We start from the raw sequence: 19523 nt of genomic DNA on the forward strand, positions 1-19523 counted from the left end.
CCGGGGTCTGACGCGCAGGTCGGCGGGCCGGGCTCGGCCGGGCTCCTGAGCGGGCCCGGCGCTCGCCGAGCGCACCTGAGCGGGCCCGGCGCTCGCCGAGCGCACCTCGATAGGGTGGCCGCGTGACCGGCCCGAGACTGTTCAGCCCCGACGACGCCGCCCGACTCATCGCCGTTCCGGGCGAGACCGACGACAAGTACCGGCGCGGCGTGCTCGGCGTCGTCACCGGGTCGGTCGAGTACCCGGGCGCCGCCGTGCTGGGAGTCGAGGCCGCCCTGCGCACCGGCGTCGGCATGGTGCGGTACCTGGGGCCCGCGCGCGCCACCGACCTCGTGCTGCAGCGCCGCCCCGAGGCGGTGACGGAACCCGGCCGCGTGCAGGCCTGGCTGCTGGGCAGCGGGATGCCCGTCGCCCGCACCGGCTCCGAGCTCGAGCCCGCCGCGCGCGAGCGGCTGCACCACGCGCTTGACTCCGGCCGCCCGCTCGTGCTCGACGCCGGAGCCCTCGACCTTGCCGCCGCGACCGACGCCCCCGCCGTCATCGTGCCCCACGCCGGCGAGCTCGCCCGCCTGCTGCGCCTCGAGCGCGAGGCCGTGCACGCCGACCCGCTCGGCTCCGCCCGCGCGGCCGCCGAGCGCTTCGGCGTCACCGTGCTGCTGAAGGGGCACACGACGCACGTCGTGGGCGCCACCGGCGAGGAGCTCGTGGCGCGATCGGCGCCCGCGTGGCTCGCGACGGCGGGTGCGGGCGACGCCCTCGCGGGCATCCTCGGGGCTCTCGTCGCGACGCACGCCGACGCGGTCGTCGACGACGCGGCCCTGCTCGGCCGGCTCGCGGCGGCCGCCGCGGTCATCCACGGGCTGGCGGCGCAGCGCGCCTCGGCCGGCGGACCCTTCACCGTGCTCGACCTCTGCCGCGAGCTCGGCCCGACGGTCGCGCAGCTCGTGAAGTACCGCCCGGCCGTGTAGGGCTCGCGCGCCCGAGCCCCGCGACACCCGCCCTTCTGGGTTCCGCCCTGGGCTCTGTGTCACCGCCTCGGCGGGAAGCGGAACCCCGCCGCCCGCAGCCGCGCCTCGAGTCGCCATGGTGCTGCCGCGACCGACCACCCCACCCGCGCCATGCCCCGCACCTGGGGTCTGATCTCGTCCTCCCGCTCCTTCTCGTCGACGACGACCTGCTCCGCGGAGCGCCCGCCGCGCAGCGCGGGGTCGAGGTACTTCGCGCGCCCGTCGAACTCGAGCACGAACCGCTGGTCGGGCCAGTAGCAGTCGACGGAGTACCGCCGCCCCGAGTCTCCGCGGAACTCCTGCTGCAGCTCGGGCATCGGCAACCCCAGCAGGTGGATGCTCGCCCGCAGCAGCGACTCGCCCGCGCTCTCGGCCCGCGCGTCGGCGAGCTTCGCGACCAGCAGTGCCCGCGACCGCCCTCGCCGCACGGGCACGCGCTCGGCCTCACGCAGCAGGTTGTCGCGCGAGATCGCGGGTCGCGAGAACCAGGGGCCGTCGAGTCCGCGCAGCGCGGCGTCGGCGGCCATGAGTCCGGCGGCGAGCGGCTCGCGCGCGGCCGTGTCGATGACCGTGCGCGCCAGCGAGGTGACCGGCAGCCCGTCGATGACGGCTCCCGGGTCCGGTCGCGTGGTCGTGTGTCGAACCAGGACGCCTGCCCGTCGTCCCCAGTCATGTCGAGGGCCGACGCTGTGCACTGTCGTCGGCCAGGCCGAGATCGCGGGCAGGCGCCACAGCGCGAGCGCACTCACGTCGCTCAGGAGATCGCCGTCCGCAAGCGCAGTCGCCACCGCGTGGAGACGCGCCCGGTAGCGGGCGTCGTGGTCCAGTGCCGCCCAGGTGCTGCCAGCGAGGAAGCTCCCTCGCGCGAGCCTGACCAGCGTGCCGCGGTCTGTCGCGCGTTCGACTGCGCGGCGGTCTGCCGGAGTGAGTCCCCGTGTGTGAATCAGCCCGCGCGCATTGGCTAAGGCGTCGAGATGCCGCATGGGGCGATGGTGGCTCAGTTCGACCTGACGAGCAGGATCACGCTGCCCCTCTGGGGAGGGAGCGGATTGCGAGGATCAGGGGAGGAGCGGCTCGACCGGCCGACCTGCTCAAGAGGGAGCCTGTTCGCGCATGAGGTGTCGGGTTGAACCGGCACCCTGTGCGCAAACCGGCACCGTCTCGGAAGTTGCCGGTGCCGCGCGGGGCGGCGGCCCGCCGCGGGCGCGGCAGCGCGGGGCGGCGCGAGGCTCGGCGCGGCGGCGCGCCGCTCAGGCGCCGCGGTAGCGCGCGAGGAAGGCGCGCGTGCGCTCTTCGCGCGGCGCCGCGAAGAGCTGCGCGGCGGGCCCCTGCTCGAGCACGACGCCTCCGTCGAGGAACACGACTCGGTCGGCGACGTCGCGCGCGAACGCCATCTCGTGCGTCGCCATGACGATGGTCGTGCCCTCGGCGGCGAGCTCGCGCACGAGGTCGAGCACTTCGCCGACGAGCTCCGGGTCGAGGGCGGAGGTGATCTCGTCGAGCAGCAGCACCTCGGGGCTGGTGGCGACGGCGCGCACGATCGCGACACGTTGCTGCTGCCCGCCGGAGAGCCGGTCGGGGTACTCGCGCGCCTTGTCGGCGAGCCCGACGCGGTCGAGCAGCTCGAGGGCTCGCGCCTCCGCGCTGGCTCGCGGCTCGCGCAGCACGCGCCGGGCGGCGAGCGTCACGTTGTCGAGCACGCGGATGTGCGGGAACAGGTTGAACTGCTGGAACACCACGCCCATCCGCGCGCGCACCCGGTCGGCGTCGACGCGCGGGTCGCTGATGTCGTCACCGCGGAGGAAGATCTGCCCGTCGTCGAGCCCCTCGAGCAGCGTCACGCACCGCAGCAGGGTCGACTTGCCCGACCCGGAGGCCCCGATGAGCGCCACGACCTCGTGCTCGCGCACCTCGAGGTCGATGCCGCGCAGCACCGGGGTCGCGCCGAACGACTTGCGCACGCCCTGAAGCCGCAGCACGGCATCCGTCGATGCGGGGCGGATGCCCGCCGCCGCCTCGCGCGCACCGCCCGTCATACGATCGATCCGATCTGCTCGCGCGCCCGCAGCCGCGCCGTGTACCAGTCGGTGAGCCGGATCATCGGCAGCGCGAGCAGCACGAACAGCAGCCCGGCCAGCACGTACGGCGTGAAGTTGAAGTTCTGCGCGGTCTCGATCTGCGCGGCGCGCACCGCGTCGACGACGCCAAGCACGGAGATGAGGCCGACGTCCTTCTGCATGGCGACGAAGTCGTTCATGAGCGCGGGCGTGACCTTGCGCACCGCCTGGGGCAGCACGACGATGCGCATCGTCTGGCCATGGCTGAGGCCGAGCGAGCGGGCGGCGAGCCGCTGCGAGGGATGCACGGCCTCGATGCCGGCGCGGAACACCTCGCTCACGTAGGCCGAGTAGGTGAGGATGAGCGCGATCGTGCCCCAGAACTGCGCCGAGTTGCGCGGGAACAGCTCCAGGCCCGGCACCCCGAACCCGACGAGGAAGAGCACGATGATGAGCGGCAGCCCGCGGAACAGGTCGGTGTACGCCGCCGCGAGCGCCCGCAGCGGGAAGAACACCGGCCCGCGCAGCGTGCGCAGCACGGCGAGGAGCGTGCCGAGCAGCGCCACGCCGACGACGGCGACGGCGAGCACCTGGATGTTGACCCACAGCCCCTCGATGACGCGCGGCCACGCGGCGATCGCGACGTCGAGATCGAAGAAGCTCTGCCGCACGCGCTCGAAGCCCGGCGTGTTGACGACAGTCAGCCAGATGAGTGCGGCGAACACGATCGTCGACACGAGCGACACCGCGACCGAGCGCGTCGTCTGGCGGCGGCGGTAGGCGCGCCGCTCCAGCTCGACGGCGCTCGGCGCGGTGTCGTCGAAGGGTCGGGTCGGCACTACTGCAGGATAGGCGCGCCCGCGTCGGCGCCCAGCCACTGCTCGGCGATCTCGGCCAGGCGGCCGGACTCGCGCAGGGCATCCACGGCGGCGGTGACGTCGTCGGTGAGGGGGGAGTCCTTCTCGAGCACGAAGCCCCACTCGTCGCTCACGCCGGCCGCCTCGGGAAGCTGTCCGAGCAGCACGCCGCCGGTGAGCTCGACGCCCGTGAGGTAGAACGCGGTCGGCAGGTCGACGACGATCGCGTCGATCTGGCCGTTCTCGAGGGCGAGCTTGGCGTCGTCGTTGGAGTTGAAGGCCTGGACTCCGGCGGTGGGGGCGATGACCTGCTCGATGACGTCGAAGCTCGTGGTGCCGGTCGCGGCGCCGATGCGCAGCTCGGCGAGGTCGGCGAGCGAGGCGGCGGAGGCGGCCGGCGAGCTCTCGACGGTGATGACGGCCTGCGGGGTGGCGTAGTAGGGCGAGGAGAAGTCGACGTTCGCGGCGCGCTCCTCGGTGATCGTGTACTGCTGCAGGTTGACGTCGAAATCCTTCGGGCCGGGCTGGATCGCCGCCTCGAAGGTCGTGCGCACCCAGACGACGTCCTCCGCGGCGAAGCCCAGCTCCTCGGCGACGGCGTAGGCGACGGCGGCCTCGAAGCCCTCGCCCGACTCGGGCGCGTCGTCGATGACGTACGGGTAGTAGGCGGGCTCGCCGGTCGCGACAGTGAACTTGCCGGGGGTGACGTAGTCGCTGTCGCCCTCGGTGCCCGTGCCGGAGTCGGCGGGCGTGCAGGCGGCGAGGCCGGCGAGCAGGGCGGCGGCACCGGCGAGGGCGGCGGCGCGGCGCAGGGCGGGTCGGGTCATGGCGGTCTCCTCGGTGCAGGATGGCGGGTCGGTGCGGGAGGGAGGAACGGAGCTGGCGGGAGGAACGATGCGGCGTAACGAGGCGTGCGGCTCAGCCCGGTCAGCAGGATCGGGGCTGCCCCTCCATTCTCGCCCGCTCCGGCCCCGCGCACGCTCGGCCCGGCTGGATTGTTACGTCGTGTTCCGCGCGCGGGTCGTCGCGCCCGAGACGGCCGCGGCCGCCGCGCCCACTACGCTGGCCCGGTGACCGAGCCCGCGATCGCGTTCGCCGCCGCGCGCGGTCGCCTCGCCGCTCTCGCCGCGCATCCGGTCGCGATCTGGGTGGCGTTCGCCGCGGTGCACCTGTGGCTCGGAGCGCTCAACCTGCGCGGGCCGGGTCTGCCACTCGGCGACGTGACGCTCGTGTACCTGTTCTGGGTCGAGCGCGGGCTCATTGCGAACGACTGGGTCGGCATCGACTCGTCGTGGGTGTACCCGATCGTGGCGCTGCTGCCGATGCTGGCGGCGTACGTGCTCGGCCCCGAGCCGTACGCGGTCACCTGGCTCACGCTCGTCATGCTGCTGAACGCGGGGGCTCTGCTCGTGCTGACGGGCACGGGGCGTCGCGTGCGGCATCCGCTCGCCGCCTGGTGGTGGATGCTCTTCCTCCTGCTGCTCGGCCCCATCGCGCTCGGCCGCCTCGACTCGATCACCGCGCCGCTCGCGGTCGCCGCGGTCGCCCTGCTCGCCCGCCACCCTCGGATCGCCGCCGGGCTGCTCGCCGTCGGCGCGTGGATCAAGGTGTGGCCGGCGGCGATCCTGCTCGCGGCGGTGGTGGCCCTGCGCGAGCGCGGGGCCGTCGTGCTGACGATGGTCGGGGTGACGATGCTCGTCGTCGCGGGTGGACTCGCGGTCGGCGCGGGCGGCTCGCTGCTGTCGCCGCTCACGGAGCAGTCGGGGCGCGGCCTGCAGGTCGAGGCGCCCCTGACGACGCCCTGGCTGTGGGCGGCGTGGGCGGGGCAGTGGAGCGCGCGCGTCTACTACGACCGCGACATCCTCACCTGGCAGGTGTTCGGCGAGGGCACGCAGCAGGCGGCCGCCGTCGCGACGCCGGTGCTCGCGATCGTCGTGCTCGTCATCGTGGCGCTCGGTCTGCTGGCGCTGCGCGCGGGGGCGAGCGAGGCGCGGCTGGTGCCCGTGCTGGCGCTCGCGCTCGTCATGGCGCTCGTGGTCGTCAACAAGGTCGGGTCGCCGCAGTTCGTGGCGTGGATCGCCGCGCCGGTCGTGCTGGGCCTGCTGTGGCGCACCCGGGGCGGCGAGCGCTTCGCCGTGCCGGCCGTGCTCGCGCTCGTCATCGCCGGGCTCACGCAGATCGTGTACCCGTTCGAGTACGGCGCGCTGCTCGGGCTGCAGACGCCGCTGCTGGTCGTGCTGACGCTGCGCAATCTGCTCGAGGTGGTGCTGCTCGGCTGGGCGCTCGTGCGGCTCGTGGGGCTGTGCCGTGCCAGGCTGAGCGCAGCGGCTCGCCACGTCGGCGCCGCGCAGGAGGGAGCATCCGCATGATCGTCGCCTTCTCGGTCGCCCCGTCGGGCGGCTCGTCGTCGGATTCGGTGCACGACGCGGTCGCGGCCGCCGTGCGCGTCGTGCGCGAGTCGGGGCTGCCGAATCGCACGAGCAGCATGTTCACCGAGCTCGAGGGCGAGTGGGACGAGGTCATGGAGGTCGTGCGCCGCGCGACGGAGGCCGTCGGCGCGTACGGCTCGCGCGTGTCGCTCGTGCTGAAGGCCGACATCCGGCCAGGGCACGTCGGCGAGCTCGACGGCAAGGTCGAGCGCCTCGAGGCGGCCCTCGAGCGCCAGCAGCTGACGCAGCAGTAGCCCTCGATGCTGCAGCCGATCCTCGCCGGTGTCATCGGCGCCGTCACCGGCTTCGCGAGCTCGTTCGCGCTCGTCATCGCGGGCCTCATCGCGGTCGGCGCCACGCCCGCCGAGGCGGCCTCGGGGCTGCTCGCGCTGTGCCTCGGGCAGGCGGTACTCGCGATCGCGCTGTCGTGGCGGTTCCGCATGCCGCTGTCGTTCGCGTGGTCGACGCCGGGCGCGGCGCTGCTCATCGCCGCCGAGGGCACGACGGGCTCGTACGCCGCGGCGATCGGCGCTTTCGTCGTGGCGGGCCTGCTCATCGTGCTGACGGGGCTGTGGGGGCCGCTCGGTCGTGCGATGACGCGCATCCCGATGCCGCTCGCGGGGGCGATGCTCGCGGGCATCCTCTTCCCGATCTGCCTCGCCCCCGTCACGGCGGTCATCGACGAACCGCTGCTGGCGATCCCGGTCGTGCTCGTCTGGCTCGTGCTGGTGCGGCTCGCGCCGCGCTGGGCGGTGCCGGCCGCGATGGCGGTCGCGGTCGTGGCGATCGCGGTGACGGCGTCGCAGTCGGGGATGCTCGACGCGACCGTCGCGCCAGCCCTCGTGCTGACGGCGCCGGTGCTCGACCCGCTCGTGATCTTCTCTCTCGGCATCCCGCTCTACATCGTCACGATGGCGGGGCAGAACGTGCCGGGCTTCGCGGTGCTGCGCACCTTCCAGTTCGCGCCGGTGCCGGCCCGGGCGATCCTCGTCGCGAGCGGCGGCATGACCGTGCTCACGGCGCTCCTCAGCGGCTTCGCCCTGAACCTCGCCGCCCTCTCCGCGGCGCTCATGGCGGGACCCGACGCGCACCCCGACCCGCGCCGCCGCTGGGTGTCGCCGGTCGCGGGCGGCGTCACGTACGTGCTGCTGGGCCTCGCCGCGGGCGTCGCGACGGCCGTCGTCGCCGCGGCCCCGCCCATCCTCATCATCGCCGTCGCGGGGCTCGCCCTGCTCGGCGCCTTCACGACCGGGCTCGTGAGCGCCTTCGAGGCGCCCGAGACGCGCCTGACCGCCGCCGCGACGCTCATCGTGGTCGCCTCGGGCGTCGTCGTCGCGGGCATCGGCAGCGCGTTCTGGGGGCTCGTCGTCGGCGCGCTCGTGCTCGTCGTCACGACGTGGCGACCGACGCGCCGCCGCGAGGCCGAGGCCCTGTCGAGCGACGCCGACGCTGACTAGCCTGGGCGGATGCACGCCGACTTCCGCAGCATCCCCACCGACCCCGCCTCGACCGAGGCGCTCGCTCGCCAGGGGCTGCGCTACGAGCTCGTCGGCGACGACGTCGCCCGGCAGGATGCGCTGACGCAGGCCGCGGCGCGCGGCTTCTACGGCACCGAGCTCGAGCAGGCGGGCCTCGACGAGCGCCGACCGGCCTTCGCCGAGCGCCGCACGATCGGCGTGTGGGATGACTCCGCCGCCGACCCTGCGACCCCGATCGCGACGGTCGACAGCTGGACGACCCCGCTCGGGATGCCCGGCGGCGGCTCGCTGGAGTCGTGGGCGATCAGCATGGTGACGGTCGCGCCGACGCACCGCCGCCGCGGCATCGCCCGGGCCCTGCTCGAGGGTGAGCTGCGGGCCGCGATCGCGAACGGCACCCCGATCGCCGTGCTCACCGTCTCGGAGTCGACGATCTACGGCCGCTACGGCTTCGGCCCCGCGACGTGGTCGGGCGAGCTCGTCATCGACACCAAGCGGTCGCGCTGGGTCGGCCCCGTGCCGGCCGGCCGCGTGCACCTCGTGCCTCGGGCTTCGGTGAAGGAGTTCGGGCCGCCGATCGAGCAGCGGGCGCGCCGCCACGGCAGCATCGCGCCGTGGGACGGCTGGTGGGATCGCCAGCTGGGTCTGCGCCCCTCCGAGGCGGGCTCGTCGCGCGATATCCGGGCCGTGCGCTACGACGACGAGGCCGGCGAGCCCCAGGGCTTCGCCGTCTACCGCGTGAAGGATGCCCCCGTCGACTTCACGAAGCACCCCGTCGAGGTGATCGAGCTCGTCGCGGCGACCGACGACGCCTACGCCGCGCTGTGGCGCTACCTGCTCGAACTCGACCTCGTGCACGAGGTGGTCGCCTGGCAGCGCAGCGTCGACGAGCCCGTGAAGTGGATGGTCGCGGATGCCCGTGCCGTGCTCACCCGGTCGGTGACCGACCACCTGTGGGCGCGCATCCTCGACGTGCCCCGGTGCCTCCAGGGCCGCACCTGGCAGCGCCCCGGCCGCCTCGTGCTCGACGTCGCCGACGACCTCGGCCTCGCCGGCGGGCGCTTCGCGCTCGAGGTCGACGCCGCGGGCACCGCGCGGGTGACGTCGACCGACGAGCCGGCCGACGTCACGCTCGGCGTCGCCGCCCTCAGCTCGCTGCTGCTGGGCGGGGCGAGCCCGATCACGATGGCCGCCGCGGGCCGGCTCGCGGGCGAGCCGGCCGCGGTCGAGCTGCTGCACGGCATGGCGGTCACGCCCACGCCGCCGACCCTCGGCTTCTGGTTCTAGGCGCTCAGGCGGCGAGCCCGCGGCGCGTCAGGAGCGGCTCGATGACGGCGTCGCGACCCCGGAACGCACGGTAGGCCTCGAGCGGGTCGCCCGCGCCGCCGAGCCCGAGCACGTGCTGCCGGAAGCGATCGCCGTTCGCGCGCGTGAGGCCGCCGTTCTCGCGGAACCACTCGACGGTGTCGGCGTCGAGCACCTCGCTCCAGATGTAGCTGTAGTAGCCGGCCGAGTACCCGCCCGAGAAGGTGTGCGCGAAGTAGGTCGACGAGTAGCGCGTCGGCACGGCAGGGTTGTCGAGCCCGGCCTCGGCGAGCGCCTGCGCCTCGAACGCGGCGACGTCGGTGACGGCGGCGGCCTCGGCCGCGCTCAGCCGGTGCCACGCCTGGTCGAGCAGCGCCGCGGCGAGGTACTCGCTCGTGGCGAAGCCCTCGCCGAAGGTCTGCGAGGCGCGGATGCGCTCGACCAACTCGGCGGGGATGCGCTCGCCGGTGACGTGGTGCACGGCGTAGTCGTCGAGGATCTCGGGCCAGAGCATCCACATCTCGTTCACCTGGCTGGGGAACTCGACGAAGTCGCGGTAGACGTTCGTGCCGGTGAAGCTCGGGTACACGACGTGCGCGAACAGGCCGTGCAGGGCGTGCCCGAACTCGTGGAAGAACGTATTGACCTCGTCGTAGGTGAGCAGCGTCGGCTCGCCCGCGGCGGGCTTGGGCACGTTGAGGTTGTTGACGACGATCGTCGGGTGGTCGAGCAGCTCGTTCTGACCGATGAGCTCGTTCATCCACGCGCCGCCGCGCTTGGAGTCGCGCGTGTACAGGTCGAGCAGGTACAGCCCGAGCTGCGAGCCGTCGTCGTTGCGCACCTCGAACACGCGCACGTCGGGGTGGTAGCCCTGCAGGTCGGTGCGCTCCTCGAACGTGATGCCGTACACCTTCGTCGCGGCGGCGAAGACGCCCTGCTGCAGCACGCGCTCGGCCTCGAAGTAGGGGCGCAGCTCGCCGAGGTCGACGTCGTACTCGGCCTTGCGCACCTTCTCGGCGTAGAAGGCCCAGTCGTGGGCCTCGATCGGGTGGCCGGCGAGCCCCTCGAGCTGCGCCTGCTCGCGGCGGGCGTTGCGCGCGGCGACCGGAGCGAGCTGGCCCAGCATCGCCGCGACCGCCTCGGGCGTCTTCGCGGTCTGGCCCGCGGTGACCCAGGCGGCGTGGCTCGCGAAGCCGAGCAGCTCGGCGCGCTCGGCGCGCAGCCGCACGATCTCGAGCAGCACGGCGCTGTTGTCGTGCTCGTTGCCGCGCGCGGCCCGCTGACGGGATGCCCGCATGACGCGCTCGCGCAGGTCGCGGTTCGTGAGGCTCGCCAGGTGCGGGTGCCCCGTCGGCAGCACGAGCGTGATGAGGTGCTTGCCCTCGAGCCCGCGGTCGGCGGCGGCCTGCGCGGCGGCGGAGATCTCGCCGGCGGTGAGGCCGTCGAGCTCGGCGACGTCGTCGACGACGACGGCGAGGTCGTTCGTGTCGGCGAGCAGGTTCTTCTCGAAGCGGGTCTCGAGCACCGACAGGCGCTGGTTGAGCTCGGAGAGGCGGGCCTTGGCCTCGTCGTCGAGGCCCGCGCCGGCGAGCGTCATGCGCGTGAAGCGGCGCTCGACGAGGTAGCGCTGCTCGGCCGTGAGGTCGAGGGAGTCGAGGTGCTCGTGCAGGTGGCGGATGCGGGCGTAGAGCGCGCCGTCGAGCTCGATCGCATCCTGGTGCGCCGAGAGCACGGGGGCGAAGCGCTCCTCGAGCTCGGCGAGCTCGTCGCTGGAGTCGGCCGACGACTGGTTGAAGAAGACCCGCAGCACGCGCGTGAGCGTCTGCCCGCTCTGCTCGAGGGGCACCATCGTGTTCTCGAACGTGGCCATGTCGCGCCGCCGCGTGATGTTCGCGATCTCGCGGCGCTGCTCGTCGATGCCGGCCTCGATCGCCGGCGCGTAGTGCTCCAGCCGCAGCTCGGAGAAGGGGGGCAGCTGGTACGGCAGCGGGCTGGGGGAGAGGAAGGGGTTGCTCATGCGGCCAGCCTAGGTCGGGCGTGCGACCGCGAGCGAGCATCCGCAAACAACTCTCTGCAAACGGATGTCTGCAAAAAGTATTCTGCAAAGAGGTAGTTGCAAAGATGCCTTTGCAAGCGTATCTTTGCAGTCATGGGACACGATCCGAACGCGAGGGCAGACCTCGAAGGCCTCAAGGCCCTCGCGCACCCGCTGCGCGTCACGATCATCGACGCGCTCTCCACCTACGGCCCGCAGACCGCGAGCATGCTCGCCGAGCGGCTGGGCGAGTCGAGCGGCTCGACGAGCTACCACCTGCGCCAGCTCGAGAAGCACGGCTACGTGCACGAGCTCGCCGAGAAGGGCACCGGCCGCGAGCGCTGGTGGCAGCGCGTGCAGGCGCCCATCTACCTCGGCGACGACGAGCTCAACCAGAGCGAGACCGGCCGTGAGGTCTCCCGCGTCGTCATGCGAGAGTTCGCCCACCACCGAGAGCAGTACCTTCGCGACTTCATCGACCGCGGCATGACCGAGCTCAGCGAGCAATGGCAGCACGCCGCGAGCCTCAACATGGCCAACGTGCACGTCACGGCCGAGCAGCTCGAGCAGCTGCACCACGACGTGCACGAGATCATTCAGTCGTTCGTCGAGCGGCACCGCGGCCAGCGCGTGCCTGGCTCGCGACCCGTGCTCGTGCAGTTCTACGCCTTCCCGGTCGTCGACGGGGAGGAGATCCCCGCCGACGGCAGCACCCCCACCACCGCAACCACCACCGATTCCGCGAAGGAGGACCGAGCATGAGCGCCGTCACCATCGACACGTGCATGATCACCATCCAGCTGCCGCGGCGTCGCACGCACGTTCTCCGTCGCCTCGCCATGGGCGCGGGCATCGCCCTGCTCACCTGGTCCGGCGCGCGCGCCGAGGCCCCCGGGCACGACGAGCACGCCAGGCTGCTGGCGACCGAGAGCGCCGTGCGTCGCACCCGCGACGGCTTCCGCTACGGCTTCGTGCAGTAGCACGCGCCGCACGCCGAACGGGCGCGCCGATCCCTCCTGGTCGGCGCGCCCGTTCGTGCGTTTGGGGGAGGGCCGCTAGTGCAGCGCGTCGTGCGTGACGGTCACGGCGCCGTCATGGCCCTCGCGGATGACCGTGCCGTCGTCGAGCTCGACGACCGGGCGGTTCTCGAGCCACGTGAGGGTCCAGCGCCACTGCGTCGTGTCGCGGCCCAGCAGGTCGCCCTCGACCGCACGGATCGCCGCGCGCACCGCGGGCGAGACGCGCGCGGGCGGCTCGCCGCCCACGGCCCAACGGGTTCCGAGCTGCATGCTCAGCACTCCTTCTCGTAGGTCACCCAGCTCGTGCGGGTCGCGAGCCGGTCGTACACGCGCTGCGCGCGGTCGTTGTCGTGCGCGGTGATCCAGCGCAGGGTGCCGCCGCCGTGCGCGGCCGCGTGGGCGGCGACGGCGTCGATGAGCGCGGTGCCGGCACCGGTGCCGCGCAGCTCGGGGTCGACGTAGAGGTCGTCGAGGAACCACCCGGGGCCCGCGGTGAAGGTGTCGGGCTGCTCGCGCACGTGCGCGAAGCCCCGAACCTCACCGTCGACGACCGCGACGAACGCGGTGAGCGGGTGCCGGGCATCCATGAGCCAGGCCCACACGCCGTCGAGCACCGCCTCGTCGAAGGCGGTCTCGTAGAAGTCGCCGTACGCAGTGAACAGTCGTCGCCAGGCGTCGTGATCGGTCGCTTCGATGCGCCGGATCGTCAGGGGGCGAACGGTCATGCGCTCAGTGAACCACGACGCGCGCCCGGCCCGTCAGCACGGGTGGGCGCGCGTCGTCGACGAAGCCTCAGGCCCCGCCGAGGTGGCCCTCGATCAGCCTTCCGGCGTCGGCGCGAGCTCGATGGCGAGCACCGCGACCTCGTCGCCCTGCTGGATGTCGAGCACGTCGATGCGGCCCACCGCCTTGAGGTCGGCTGCCGCCTCGGCGAGCAGCAGCGGCGCGGCGATCGTCGCGTGCGCGACGGGCGTCTTCTGCGAGGCCTTCGCGTCGGTCTTCGCGCGGCGGATGCCGATGAGCGCCTGCGACACGAGCGGCAGCAGGCCGCTCGGCGCGGCGTCGACGCCGAGCTCGTCGACGGTCGGCCAGGCGGCGCGGTGCACGCTCGAGTCGTGCGTCCAGCTCCAGACCTCCTCGGTCGCGAACGGGATGACCGGCGCGAGCAGGCGCAGCATGACGTCGACCGCCCGGCGCAGCGCGGTCACGGCGCTCGCCTGCCCGTCAACCCGATCGCCCGCATCGCCGGGCGTGGAGCCGTAGGCGCGCTCCTTCACGAGCTCGAGGTAGTCGTCGCAGAAGGTCCAGAAGAACTGCTCGGTGACCTCGAGCGCCCGCGCGTGGTCGTACTCCTCGAAGGCGCGCGTGGCCTGGCGCACCACGTCGCCGAGGGTGGCGAGCATGTCGACGTCGAGCGGGTCGGTCACGACCGCCTCGCCGTCGGGCACGGGGAAGGAGTAGACGAACTTGGCGGCGTTGAGCACCTTGATCGCCAGGCGCCGGCCGATCTTCATCTGCTTGGGGTTCTGCGGGTCGAAGGCCGCGTCGGTGCCGAGGCGCGAGGAGGCCGCCCAGTAGCGCACCGCGTCGGAGCCGTGCTCGTCGAGCATGCCCTGCGGCGTGACGACGTTGCCCTTCGACTTCGACATCTTCTTGCGGTCGGGGTCGACGATGAAGCCCGAGATGCCGGCGTGCTTCCACGGGATCGTGCCGTGCTCGAGCTCGGCGCGCAGCACCGTCGAGAACAGCCAGGTGCGGATGATGTCCTGCCCCTGGCTGCGCAGGTCGTAGGGGAAGACCAGGTCGAACAGCTCGGGGTCGTCCTCCCACTTCGCCGCGATCTGCGGGGTGAGCGACGAGGTCGCCCACGTGTCCATGATGTCGACCTCGCCGACGAACCCGCCGGGCTGGCCGCGCTGGGCCTCGTCGAAGCCGGGGGCGGGCATCGACGACGGGTCGACCGGCAGCGCGTCTTCGCTCGGCACGATCGGCTCACCGGTCGGCTCGCCGTGCTCGTCGAGGCGGTACCAGACGGGAATCGGCACGCCGAAGAAGCGCTGACGCGAGATGAGCCAGTCGCCCGAGAGCCCGCCGACCCAGTTCTCGTAGCGCACGCGCATGAAGTCGGGGTGGAAGGCGATGTCGCGGCCGGCCTGCAGCAGGCGCTCGCGCAGCTGCTCGTCGCGTGCGCCGTTGGCGATGTACCACTGGCGGGTCGTGACGATCTCGAGCGGCTTGTCGCCCTTCTCGAAGAACTTCACGGGGTGGGTGATCGGGCGCGGGTCGCCGATGAGGTCGCCCGACTCGCGCAGCAGCTCGACCATGCGGGCCTTCGCGCTGAAGACGGTCTTGCCGGCGAGTTCGGCGTACACGGCGAGACCGTCGCCCTCGATGCCCTCGGGCGCCTCGGCGAGGATGCGCCCGTCCTTGCCGAGGATGGGCCGCGTCGCGAGGTCGAGCTCGCGCCACCACACGACGTCGGTGACGTCGCCGAAGGTGCAGACCATGGCGATGCCGGAGCCCTTGTCCTGCTGGGCGAGGTGGTGGGCGACGACCGGCACTTCGACGCCGAACAGCGGCGTGCGCACGGTGGTGCCGAAGTACGGCTGGTAGCGCTCGTCATCGGGATGCGCGACGAGCGCCACGCAGGCGGCGATCAGCTCCGGCCGCGTCGTCTCGATCTCGATCGTGCCGCCGTCGGGCTTGTGGAAGCTCACCCGGTGGTACGCGCCGGGCATCTCCTTGTCTTCCAGCTCGGCCTGCGCGACGGCCGTGCGGAAGGTGACGTCCCAGAGCGTCGGGGCGTCGGCGCGGTACGCCTCGCCGCGAGCGAGGTTGCGCAGGAAGGCGCGCTGCGCGACGCGCTGCGCCTCGTCGCCGATCGTGCGGTAGGTCTGCGTCCAATCGACGCTGAGGCCCAGCGCGCGCCAGAGGTCTTCGAACTGCTGCTCGTCCTCCACGGTGAGGCGCTCGCACAGCTCGATGAAGTTGCGACGGCTCACCGCCACCTGCTCGGCGGGCTTGCCGGTGCCGCCGCCCTCGAAGGGCGGGGTGAAGTCGGGGTCGTACGGCAGCGAGGGGTCGCAGCGCACGCCGTAGTAGTTCTGCACGCGACGCTCGGTCGGCAGCCCGTTGTCGTCCCAGCCCATCGGGTAGAAGAGGTGCTGGCCGCGCATCCGCTGGAATCGGGCGGCGAGATCCATGTGGGTGTAGCTGAAGACGTGGCCGATGTGCAGCGAGCCCGACGCCGTCGGCGGGGGAGTGTCGATCGCGAAGACGCAGTCGGGGCCGGCGGCGAGCGCGGCGGCGCGGTCGAAGCGGTAGGTGCCCTGCGCCTCCCACACCTCGCCCCACTTCGGCTCGAGACCCTCGAGGGCGGGCTTGTCGGGGATCGCGTTGCTCATGGGTTCTCGCTCCGTATGGGCGGCACCGTGTCAGGGAAGGGGTGCCTGGTTGGGATGTGCCTCCATCGTACCGGGGAGCCCGCGGCCGACCGAAGACGCTACCGGCGCAGGGAAGCCTGCGACCGAGATTGTCGTTAAGAGACAGACCTTTCTGTCTATTCGAGAATGACGACCCCCGAACGGGGGTGAGGGTTCAGCATCGCATCACGTCGTGATCGCGGCCCGTCGGGGGCTCACGGCCGACGCGTCAGTGCAGAGGAGCAGCATGTCCCACCACCCCACGCGCGCCCGCTTGGGCGCCGCCGTCGCGATCCTCGCGGCGGCCCTGCTGGCCGCGCCCGCGGCCGCGACCGCAGCACCGAGCCAGAACGGGCTCGAGAACGGCATCGAACGGCACGTGCCCGCGCACGCCGCGTCGGCGGCCGCGTACTGGACCCCCGAGCGCATGCGCTCGGCGATCCCCGCCGAGGTGCTCGTCGCCGATGACGCGCGCCGTGCGAAGGATCGCCCGGTGAAGCAGGTCGAGGCCGGCGCCCCGATGGAGGTGCGAGCGCAGAAGCCCAAGCCCAACGCGACGCAGGTGTCGCCGATCTCGTACGTCGGCAAGGTCTTCTTCACCCTCAACGGCGGCAACTACGTCTGCTCGGGCAACGCGGTGTCGTCGGCGAACGAGCTCACGGTCTCGACCGCCGGCCACTGCGTCAACGAGGGCGGGGGCGCCTACGCCTCGCGCTGGATCTTCGTGCCCGCCTACAACAACGGTGCCGCGCCCTACGGGCAGTGGACGGCGACCGAGCTCGTGACCACCTCGGCGTGGGCCCAGCGCGGCGACATCAGCTACGACGGCGCCTTCGCCGTCATGGCGCCGCTCAACGGCCGCACGCTGAGCGACACGGTCGGCGCGACCGGCATCGCCTTCAACCTGGCCCGCGGCCTCAGCTACACGGCCTACGGCTACCCGGCGGCGAGCCCCTTCAACGGCCAAACGCTGCAGCGCTGCGCCGGCACGGCGAAGCCCGACCCGTACGGCCAGTCGCAGTCGCAGGGCATCCCGTGCGACATGACCGGCGGCTCGTCCGGCGGCCCGTGGTTCACGAGCTCGGGCGTGCAGAACTCGGTGAACAGCTTCGGCTACACCGCGGTGCGCAACACCATGTTCGGGCCGTACTTCGGCTCGGCCATCCAGCAGGCGTACCAGTCGGCGGCCAACTGACCGCTCGCGCCTGAGCGAGAGCCCCGCGGAGTCCACGCCGCGGGGCTCTCTCATGGGCTCGACGGCGGCGCTACGGCAGCAGGCGCACGACCTCGACGGTGCGGTGCACGACCTCGCCGTCGGCGTTCTCGGCGGTGACCGTGTAGGTCTGGCTCTCCTCCGAGCACTGGTAGGCGAACTCGTAGGTCGCCGTCGCCGGCACCGTCTGGTACGGCTCGGCGCGCGCGTCGAGCGTGCCGATGCCGAACCAGACCGTCTTCGCCCCCTCGACGCTCCAGCTCCAGAACATTGGCACCGAGCCGCTCTCGTCGGGGCAGTTGGCAGTGTTCTCGGCTTCGAAGATCGTGAACTCCGGCAGGGGCGCGGGCGGCGCCTCGGTCGGCGTGGGCGTGGGGCTCGGCGTCGGCGACGCGGTCGGCGAGGCGCTCGGGCTCGCCGAGGGGCTCGCGCTCGCCGACGGCGAGGCGCTCGCGGAGGTCGACGGGCTCGCCGAGGGCTCGGCGACGAGGGTGCCGCCGCGCTGCAGCAGCACCAGGGCGAGCACCGCGAGCGCGATGAGCAGGATGCCCGCGATGACGATCATCGCGATCGCCGCCCCGCTGAGGCGGCGGCCCTCGCTCTCGGCGCTGGCCGGGGCGGCGGTCGCAGCCGCACCGCCCCCGATGGGTGCCGCACCGAGCGGGAAGATCGGGTCGGCGGCGGCCGGAGCGCGGAACACCTGCGTGGGCGCGGTCGGCGGCAGCGGCGCTGCCGGCGGCGGCACCGCGGCGCCGGCAGCGCCGAAGGCGCTCGTGAAGGCGCGGGTCGGGGCGTCGCCCGAGTCGACGGCGTCGTAGGCCTGCGTCGGCGCGTCGCCCGCCGAGCCGACGTCGTACGCCTCGGTCGGCGCATCGCCCGCCGCGCCGGCGTCTGACGCGGGGTCGTCGCGCACCGGCTCGAACGGCCGAGTCGCGTCGTCGTCGCCTGCGCCCTGGCCGGGCATCCGGTCGTCGGGTGTGCGCTCGTCGGTCATGTCGCCCCCTGCCTGCCGAACGGAGACCGCCCCCGCTCGCGGCCAGTGTAGGCCGCGCGCGGGGGCGGGAGGGGAAGCCGGAGCCGGGTCAGCGAGGCGCGACCGTGGCCTCGTCGAGCGACAGCGGCGCAGCATCCTCATCGCGGTCGACGCGCATCCGGATCGCGACGAGCGAGGCGACGAGCGTGATGAGCGACATGCCGGCGAGCACGATCGCCGGGTGCCACCACGCGTTGTCGGTCGCGGCGCCGAGCGCGCCGGTCAGCGACGGCACGAAGCCCGAGACGACGGCGGCGAGCGCGTAGGCGAAGCCGAGCGCCGAGTAGCGGTAGCGCTCGTCGAAGAGCTCGGTGAAGATGCCGCCGAGCGCCGCCCAGCTCATCGTGGGCAGGATGCCGCCGATCACCATCATGCCGACGAGGAAGCCGAACGAGGCCTCCTGCAGGAAGAAGTAGATCGGGAACGACACCAGCAGCGTGCCGAGCGCGCCGATCGCGATCACGAGCCCCGAGCCGATGCGGGTCGCCCACGCGCCGAACAGCGGAATGGTCACCAGCTGCAGCAGCCCGCCGATCGTCGTGGCGATGAGCAGCTGGTTGTAGTCGTAGCCGAGCACCGCCGCGCCGTAGTTGATCGTGTACGTGTTCATGAGCGAGTACGAGCCGATGCCGAGCAGCGCGACGCCCACGGCGACGACGATCGTCACCGGCTGCGCGCGCAGCAGGGCGGCGAGGGGGATGCGCGGGGCGCGGCCCGCTCCCTTGACGGCCGCGAAGACCGGCGTCTCGGTGATCGCCAGGCGCAGGTAGAGCGAGATCGCCAGCAACGGCAGCGCCGTGAGGAACGGCACGCGCCAGGCCCACTCGACGATCTCGTCGGTCGTGAGCGAGAGCGTCAGCCACAGGAACGCGACCGCCGAGAGGATCGAGCCGATGGGCGAGCCGAGCTGCGGCATCGCGGCGGCGAAGGCGCGCTTGGCGCGGCTCTCGTGCTCGGTCGCGATGAGGATCGCACCGCCCCACTCGCCGCCGAGCGAGATGCCCTGCAGCACGCGCAGCAGCACGAGCAGGACGGCGCCGATCCAGCCGGCCTGCTCGAACGTCGGCAGCACGCCGATGAGCGCCGTCGCGACGCCCATGAGCGTGATCGTGACGATGAGGGTCGTGCGGCGGCCGATGCGGTCGCCGAGGTGGCCGAACAGGATCGCACCGAGGGGGCGGATGACGAACGCGACGCCGATCGTGGCGAGCGCGGCGAGGTTCGCCCCCACGGGCCCGAGCGGCTCGAAGAAGAGCGGCCCCGCGAAGAAGGCCGAGAAGTAGGCGAAGAGGTAGAAGTCGTACGACTCGAGCGACGTACCGACGAGGGAGGCCCAGCGCGCGCGACGTGCGATGCGAGGGTCGGAGGGGGCGGGGGTCTGGGAGAGCGTGGTTGGCGCTTCGCCACGCGATGAAGTAGTCACGAGCACCACAGCGTAGGGGTCGCGCGGCGTATTCCCGGCGGGCGTGCCCCGCGCGTTCGGTACGATGGGCGCACAGACTGCGATCCGGCCATCACCGGGGAGTCCTCGGAAGAACAGCGGGATGCTCGGCCTCGAGCAGCCCGGCCAGTAGACCCGAGCGGGGCAGGCCCGTCACAGCCGCAGATGAGGGGCCGGAGCATCCGCCCGCCAGCACGGCGGAACGGAGGGCATCGGCAAGCGGGGTG

The 19523-nt window shown here is 72.9% G+C and carries 18 protein-coding genes; 8 read left to right on the plus strand and 10 right to left on the minus strand.

All coding sequences use genetic code 11. The annotated features are described in order from the left end of the window. Positions 1 to 122 precede the first annotated feature (122 nt). Positions 123 to 968 (plus strand): ADP-dependent NAD(P)H-hydrate dehydratase, encoded by an 846-nt coding sequence (locus ID804_RS03810; RefSeq protein ID WP_169077590.1) that lies wholly within the window; start codon positions 123 to 125, stop codon positions 966 to 968. Between the two features lie 59 nt (positions 969 to 1027). Here the strand turns inward: ID804_RS03810 and ID804_RS03815 are convergent, their stop codons facing one another. From ID804_RS03815 to ID804_RS03830, 4 genes are all read right to left on the minus strand, one after another. Continuing rightward, a complete protein-coding gene (locus ID804_RS03815; RefSeq protein WP_169077591.1) occupies positions 1028 to 1756 on the minus strand; it encodes a hypothetical protein in 729 nt (242 codons plus the stop codon). 501 nt (positions 1757 to 2257) lie between these two features. After that, a complete protein-coding gene (locus tag ID804_RS03820) occupies positions 2258 to 3043 on the minus strand; it encodes an amino acid ABC transporter ATP-binding protein (RefSeq protein ID WP_169077592.1) in 786 nt (261 codons plus the stop codon). Then, complete coding sequence (locus ID804_RS03825) at positions 3040 to 3903, minus strand: amino acid ABC transporter permease (RefSeq protein ID WP_169077593.1); 864 nt, start codon at positions 3901 to 3903, stop codon at positions 3040 to 3042. Before ID804_RS03825 ends, ID804_RS03820 begins: the two co-directional genes overlap by 4 nt. Then, positions 3903 to 4748 (minus strand): ABC transporter substrate-binding protein, encoded by an 846-nt coding sequence (locus ID804_RS03830; RefSeq protein ID WP_169077594.1) that lies wholly within the window; start codon positions 4746 to 4748, stop codon positions 3903 to 3905. The genes ID804_RS03825 and ID804_RS03830 overlap by 1 nt, the downstream gene beginning before the upstream one ends. A gap of 243 nt (positions 4749 to 4991) precedes the next feature. Between ID804_RS03830 and ID804_RS03835 the strand changes: the two genes are divergently transcribed. From ID804_RS03835 to ID804_RS03850, 4 genes are read left to right on the plus strand one after another with little or no spacing between them, the layout of a single operon-like run. Next, on the plus strand, positions 4992 to 6290 hold the full coding sequence (locus tag ID804_RS03835; protein WP_211160901.1) for a glycosyltransferase 87 family protein: 1299 nt from the start codon (positions 4992 to 4994) through the stop codon (positions 6288 to 6290). After that, positions 6287 to 6604, plus strand: coding sequence for a thiamine-binding protein (locus ID804_RS03840; RefSeq protein WP_169077595.1), 318 nt, complete (start codon positions 6287 to 6289; stop codon positions 6602 to 6604). Before ID804_RS03835 ends, ID804_RS03840 begins: the two co-directional genes overlap by 4 nt. Before the next feature lie 6 nt (positions 6605 to 6610). After that, complete coding sequence (locus ID804_RS03845) at positions 6611 to 7807, plus strand: benzoate/H(+) symporter BenE family transporter (protein ID WP_169077596.1); 1197 nt, start codon at positions 6611 to 6613, stop codon at positions 7805 to 7807. Between the two features lie 9 nt (positions 7808 to 7816). Next, the gene (locus ID804_RS03850; protein ID WP_169077597.1) at positions 7817 to 9115 is read left to right on the plus strand and encodes a GNAT family N-acetyltransferase; all 1299 of its coding nucleotides are present in this window, start codon (positions 7817 to 7819) and stop codon (positions 9113 to 9115) included. Between the two features lie 4 nt (positions 9116 to 9119). Here ID804_RS03850 and ID804_RS03855 read toward each other — a convergent pair whose 3' ends face one another. Next, positions 9120 to 11150: a M3 family metallopeptidase gene (locus tag ID804_RS03855; protein WP_169077598.1), complete on the minus strand. Its 2031-nt coding sequence runs from the start codon at positions 11148 to 11150 to the stop codon at positions 9120 to 9122. Positions 11151 to 11282: 132 nt separating this feature from the next. On the opposite strand from ID804_RS03855, the gene ID804_RS03860 reads away from it, so the two are divergent. Together ID804_RS03860 and ID804_RS03865 are read left to right on the plus strand one after the other, a co-directional pair. Next, positions 11283 to 11930, plus strand: a complete 648-nt coding sequence (locus ID804_RS03860) for a helix-turn-helix domain-containing protein (protein WP_169077599.1) — start codon at positions 11283 to 11285, stop codon at positions 11928 to 11930. Continuing rightward, positions 11927 to 12148 carry a hypothetical protein gene (locus ID804_RS03865; RefSeq protein ID WP_169077600.1) on the plus strand — a complete coding sequence of 74 codons (222 nt, stop codon included), beginning with the start codon at positions 11927 to 11929 and terminating at the stop codon, positions 12146 to 12148. Before ID804_RS03860 ends, ID804_RS03865 begins: the two co-directional genes overlap by 4 nt. A 75-nt stretch (positions 12149 to 12223) precedes the next feature. Here ID804_RS03865 and ID804_RS03870 read toward each other — a convergent pair whose 3' ends face one another. The 3 genes from ID804_RS03870 to valS all read right to left on the minus strand — a co-directional run bounded on the left by ID804_RS03870 (position 12224) and on the right by valS (position 15591). Next, positions 12224 to 12457 carry a hypothetical protein gene (locus ID804_RS03870; RefSeq protein ID WP_169077601.1) on the minus strand — a complete coding sequence of 78 codons (234 nt, stop codon included), beginning with the start codon at positions 12455 to 12457 and terminating at the stop codon, positions 12224 to 12226. A gap of 2 nt (positions 12458 to 12459) precedes the next feature. Then, a complete protein-coding gene (locus ID804_RS03875) occupies positions 12460 to 12912 on the minus strand; it encodes a GNAT family N-acetyltransferase (protein WP_169077602.1) in 453 nt (150 codons plus the stop codon). Positions 12913 to 13005: 93 nt separating this feature from the next. Continuing rightward, entirely contained in the window at positions 13006 to 15591 is a 2586-nt protein-coding gene (gene valS / locus ID804_RS03880; RefSeq protein WP_169077603.1) for a valine--tRNA ligase, read from the minus strand. A 265-nt stretch (positions 15592 to 15856) separates the two neighbouring features. On the opposite strand from valS, the gene ID804_RS03885 reads away from it, so the two are divergent. Then, the gene (locus ID804_RS03885; RefSeq protein WP_169077604.1) at positions 15857 to 16804 is read left to right on the plus strand and encodes a trypsin-like serine peptidase; all 948 of its coding nucleotides are present in this window, start codon (positions 15857 to 15859) and stop codon (positions 16802 to 16804) included. 70 nt (positions 16805 to 16874) lie between these two features. On the opposite strand, the gene ID804_RS03890 is transcribed toward ID804_RS03885, so the two are convergent. Both ID804_RS03890 and ID804_RS03895 read right to left on the minus strand, forming a co-directional pair. Then, a complete protein-coding gene (locus ID804_RS03890) occupies positions 16875 to 17816 on the minus strand; it encodes a hypothetical protein (protein WP_169077605.1) in 942 nt (313 codons plus the stop codon). Between the two features lie 88 nt (positions 17817 to 17904). Beyond that, positions 17905 to 19278, minus strand: a complete 1374-nt coding sequence (locus ID804_RS03895; protein ID WP_317451157.1) for an MFS transporter — start codon at positions 19276 to 19278, stop codon at positions 17905 to 17907. Between the last annotated feature and the right edge of the window lie 245 nt (positions 19279 to 19523).

This window comes from Microcella alkalica (genome assembly GCF_014595885.1).
Taxonomy (GTDB): domain Bacteria; phylum Actinomycetota; class Actinomycetes; order Actinomycetales; family Microbacteriaceae; genus Microcella; species Microcella alkaliphila_B.

Coding starts and splice junctions, on each gene's coding strand:
- ID804_RS03830 (WP_169077594.1), bottom strand. CDS start 4,748: ATGACCCGACCCGCCCTGCGCCGCGCCGCCGCCCTCGCCGGTGCCGCC.
- ID804_RS03820 (WP_169077592.1), bottom strand. CDS start 3,043: ATGACGGGCGGTGCGCGCGAGGCGGCGGCGGGCATCCGCCCCGCATCG.
- ID804_RS03840 (WP_169077595.1), top strand. CDS start 6,287: ATGATCGTCGCCTTCTCGGTCGCCCCGTCGGGCGGCTCGTCGTCGGAT.
- ID804_RS03855 (WP_169077598.1), bottom strand. CDS start 11,150: ATGAGCAACCCCTTCCTCTCCCCCAGCCCGCTGCCGTACCAGCTGCCC.
- ID804_RS03870 (WP_169077601.1), bottom strand. CDS start 12,457: ATGCAGCTCGGAACCCGTTGGGCCGTGGGCGGCGAGCCGCCCGCGCGC.
- ID804_RS03850 (WP_169077597.1), top strand. CDS start 7,817: ATGCACGCCGACTTCCGCAGCATCCCCACCGACCCCGCCTCGACCGAG.
- ID804_RS03885 (WP_169077604.1), top strand. CDS start 15,857: ATGTCCCACCACCCCACGCGCGCCCGCTTGGGCGCCGCCGTCGCGATC.
- ID804_RS03845 (WP_169077596.1), top strand. CDS start 6,611: ATGCTGCAGCCGATCCTCGCCGGTGTCATCGGCGCCGTCACCGGCTTC.
- ID804_RS03890 (WP_169077605.1), bottom strand. CDS start 17,816: ATGACCGACGAGCGCACACCCGACGACCGGATGCCCGGCCAGGGCGCA.
- ID804_RS03875 (WP_169077602.1), bottom strand. CDS start 12,912: ATGACCGTTCGCCCCCTGACGATCCGGCGCATCGAAGCGACCGATCAC.
- ID804_RS03860 (WP_169077599.1), top strand. CDS start 11,283: ATGGGACACGATCCGAACGCGAGGGCAGACCTCGAAGGCCTCAAGGCC.
- ID804_RS03865 (WP_169077600.1), top strand. CDS start 11,927: ATGAGCGCCGTCACCATCGACACGTGCATGATCACCATCCAGCTGCCG.
- valS (WP_169077603.1), bottom strand. CDS start 15,591: ATGAGCAACGCGATCCCCGACAAGCCCGCCCTCGAGGGTCTCGAGCCG.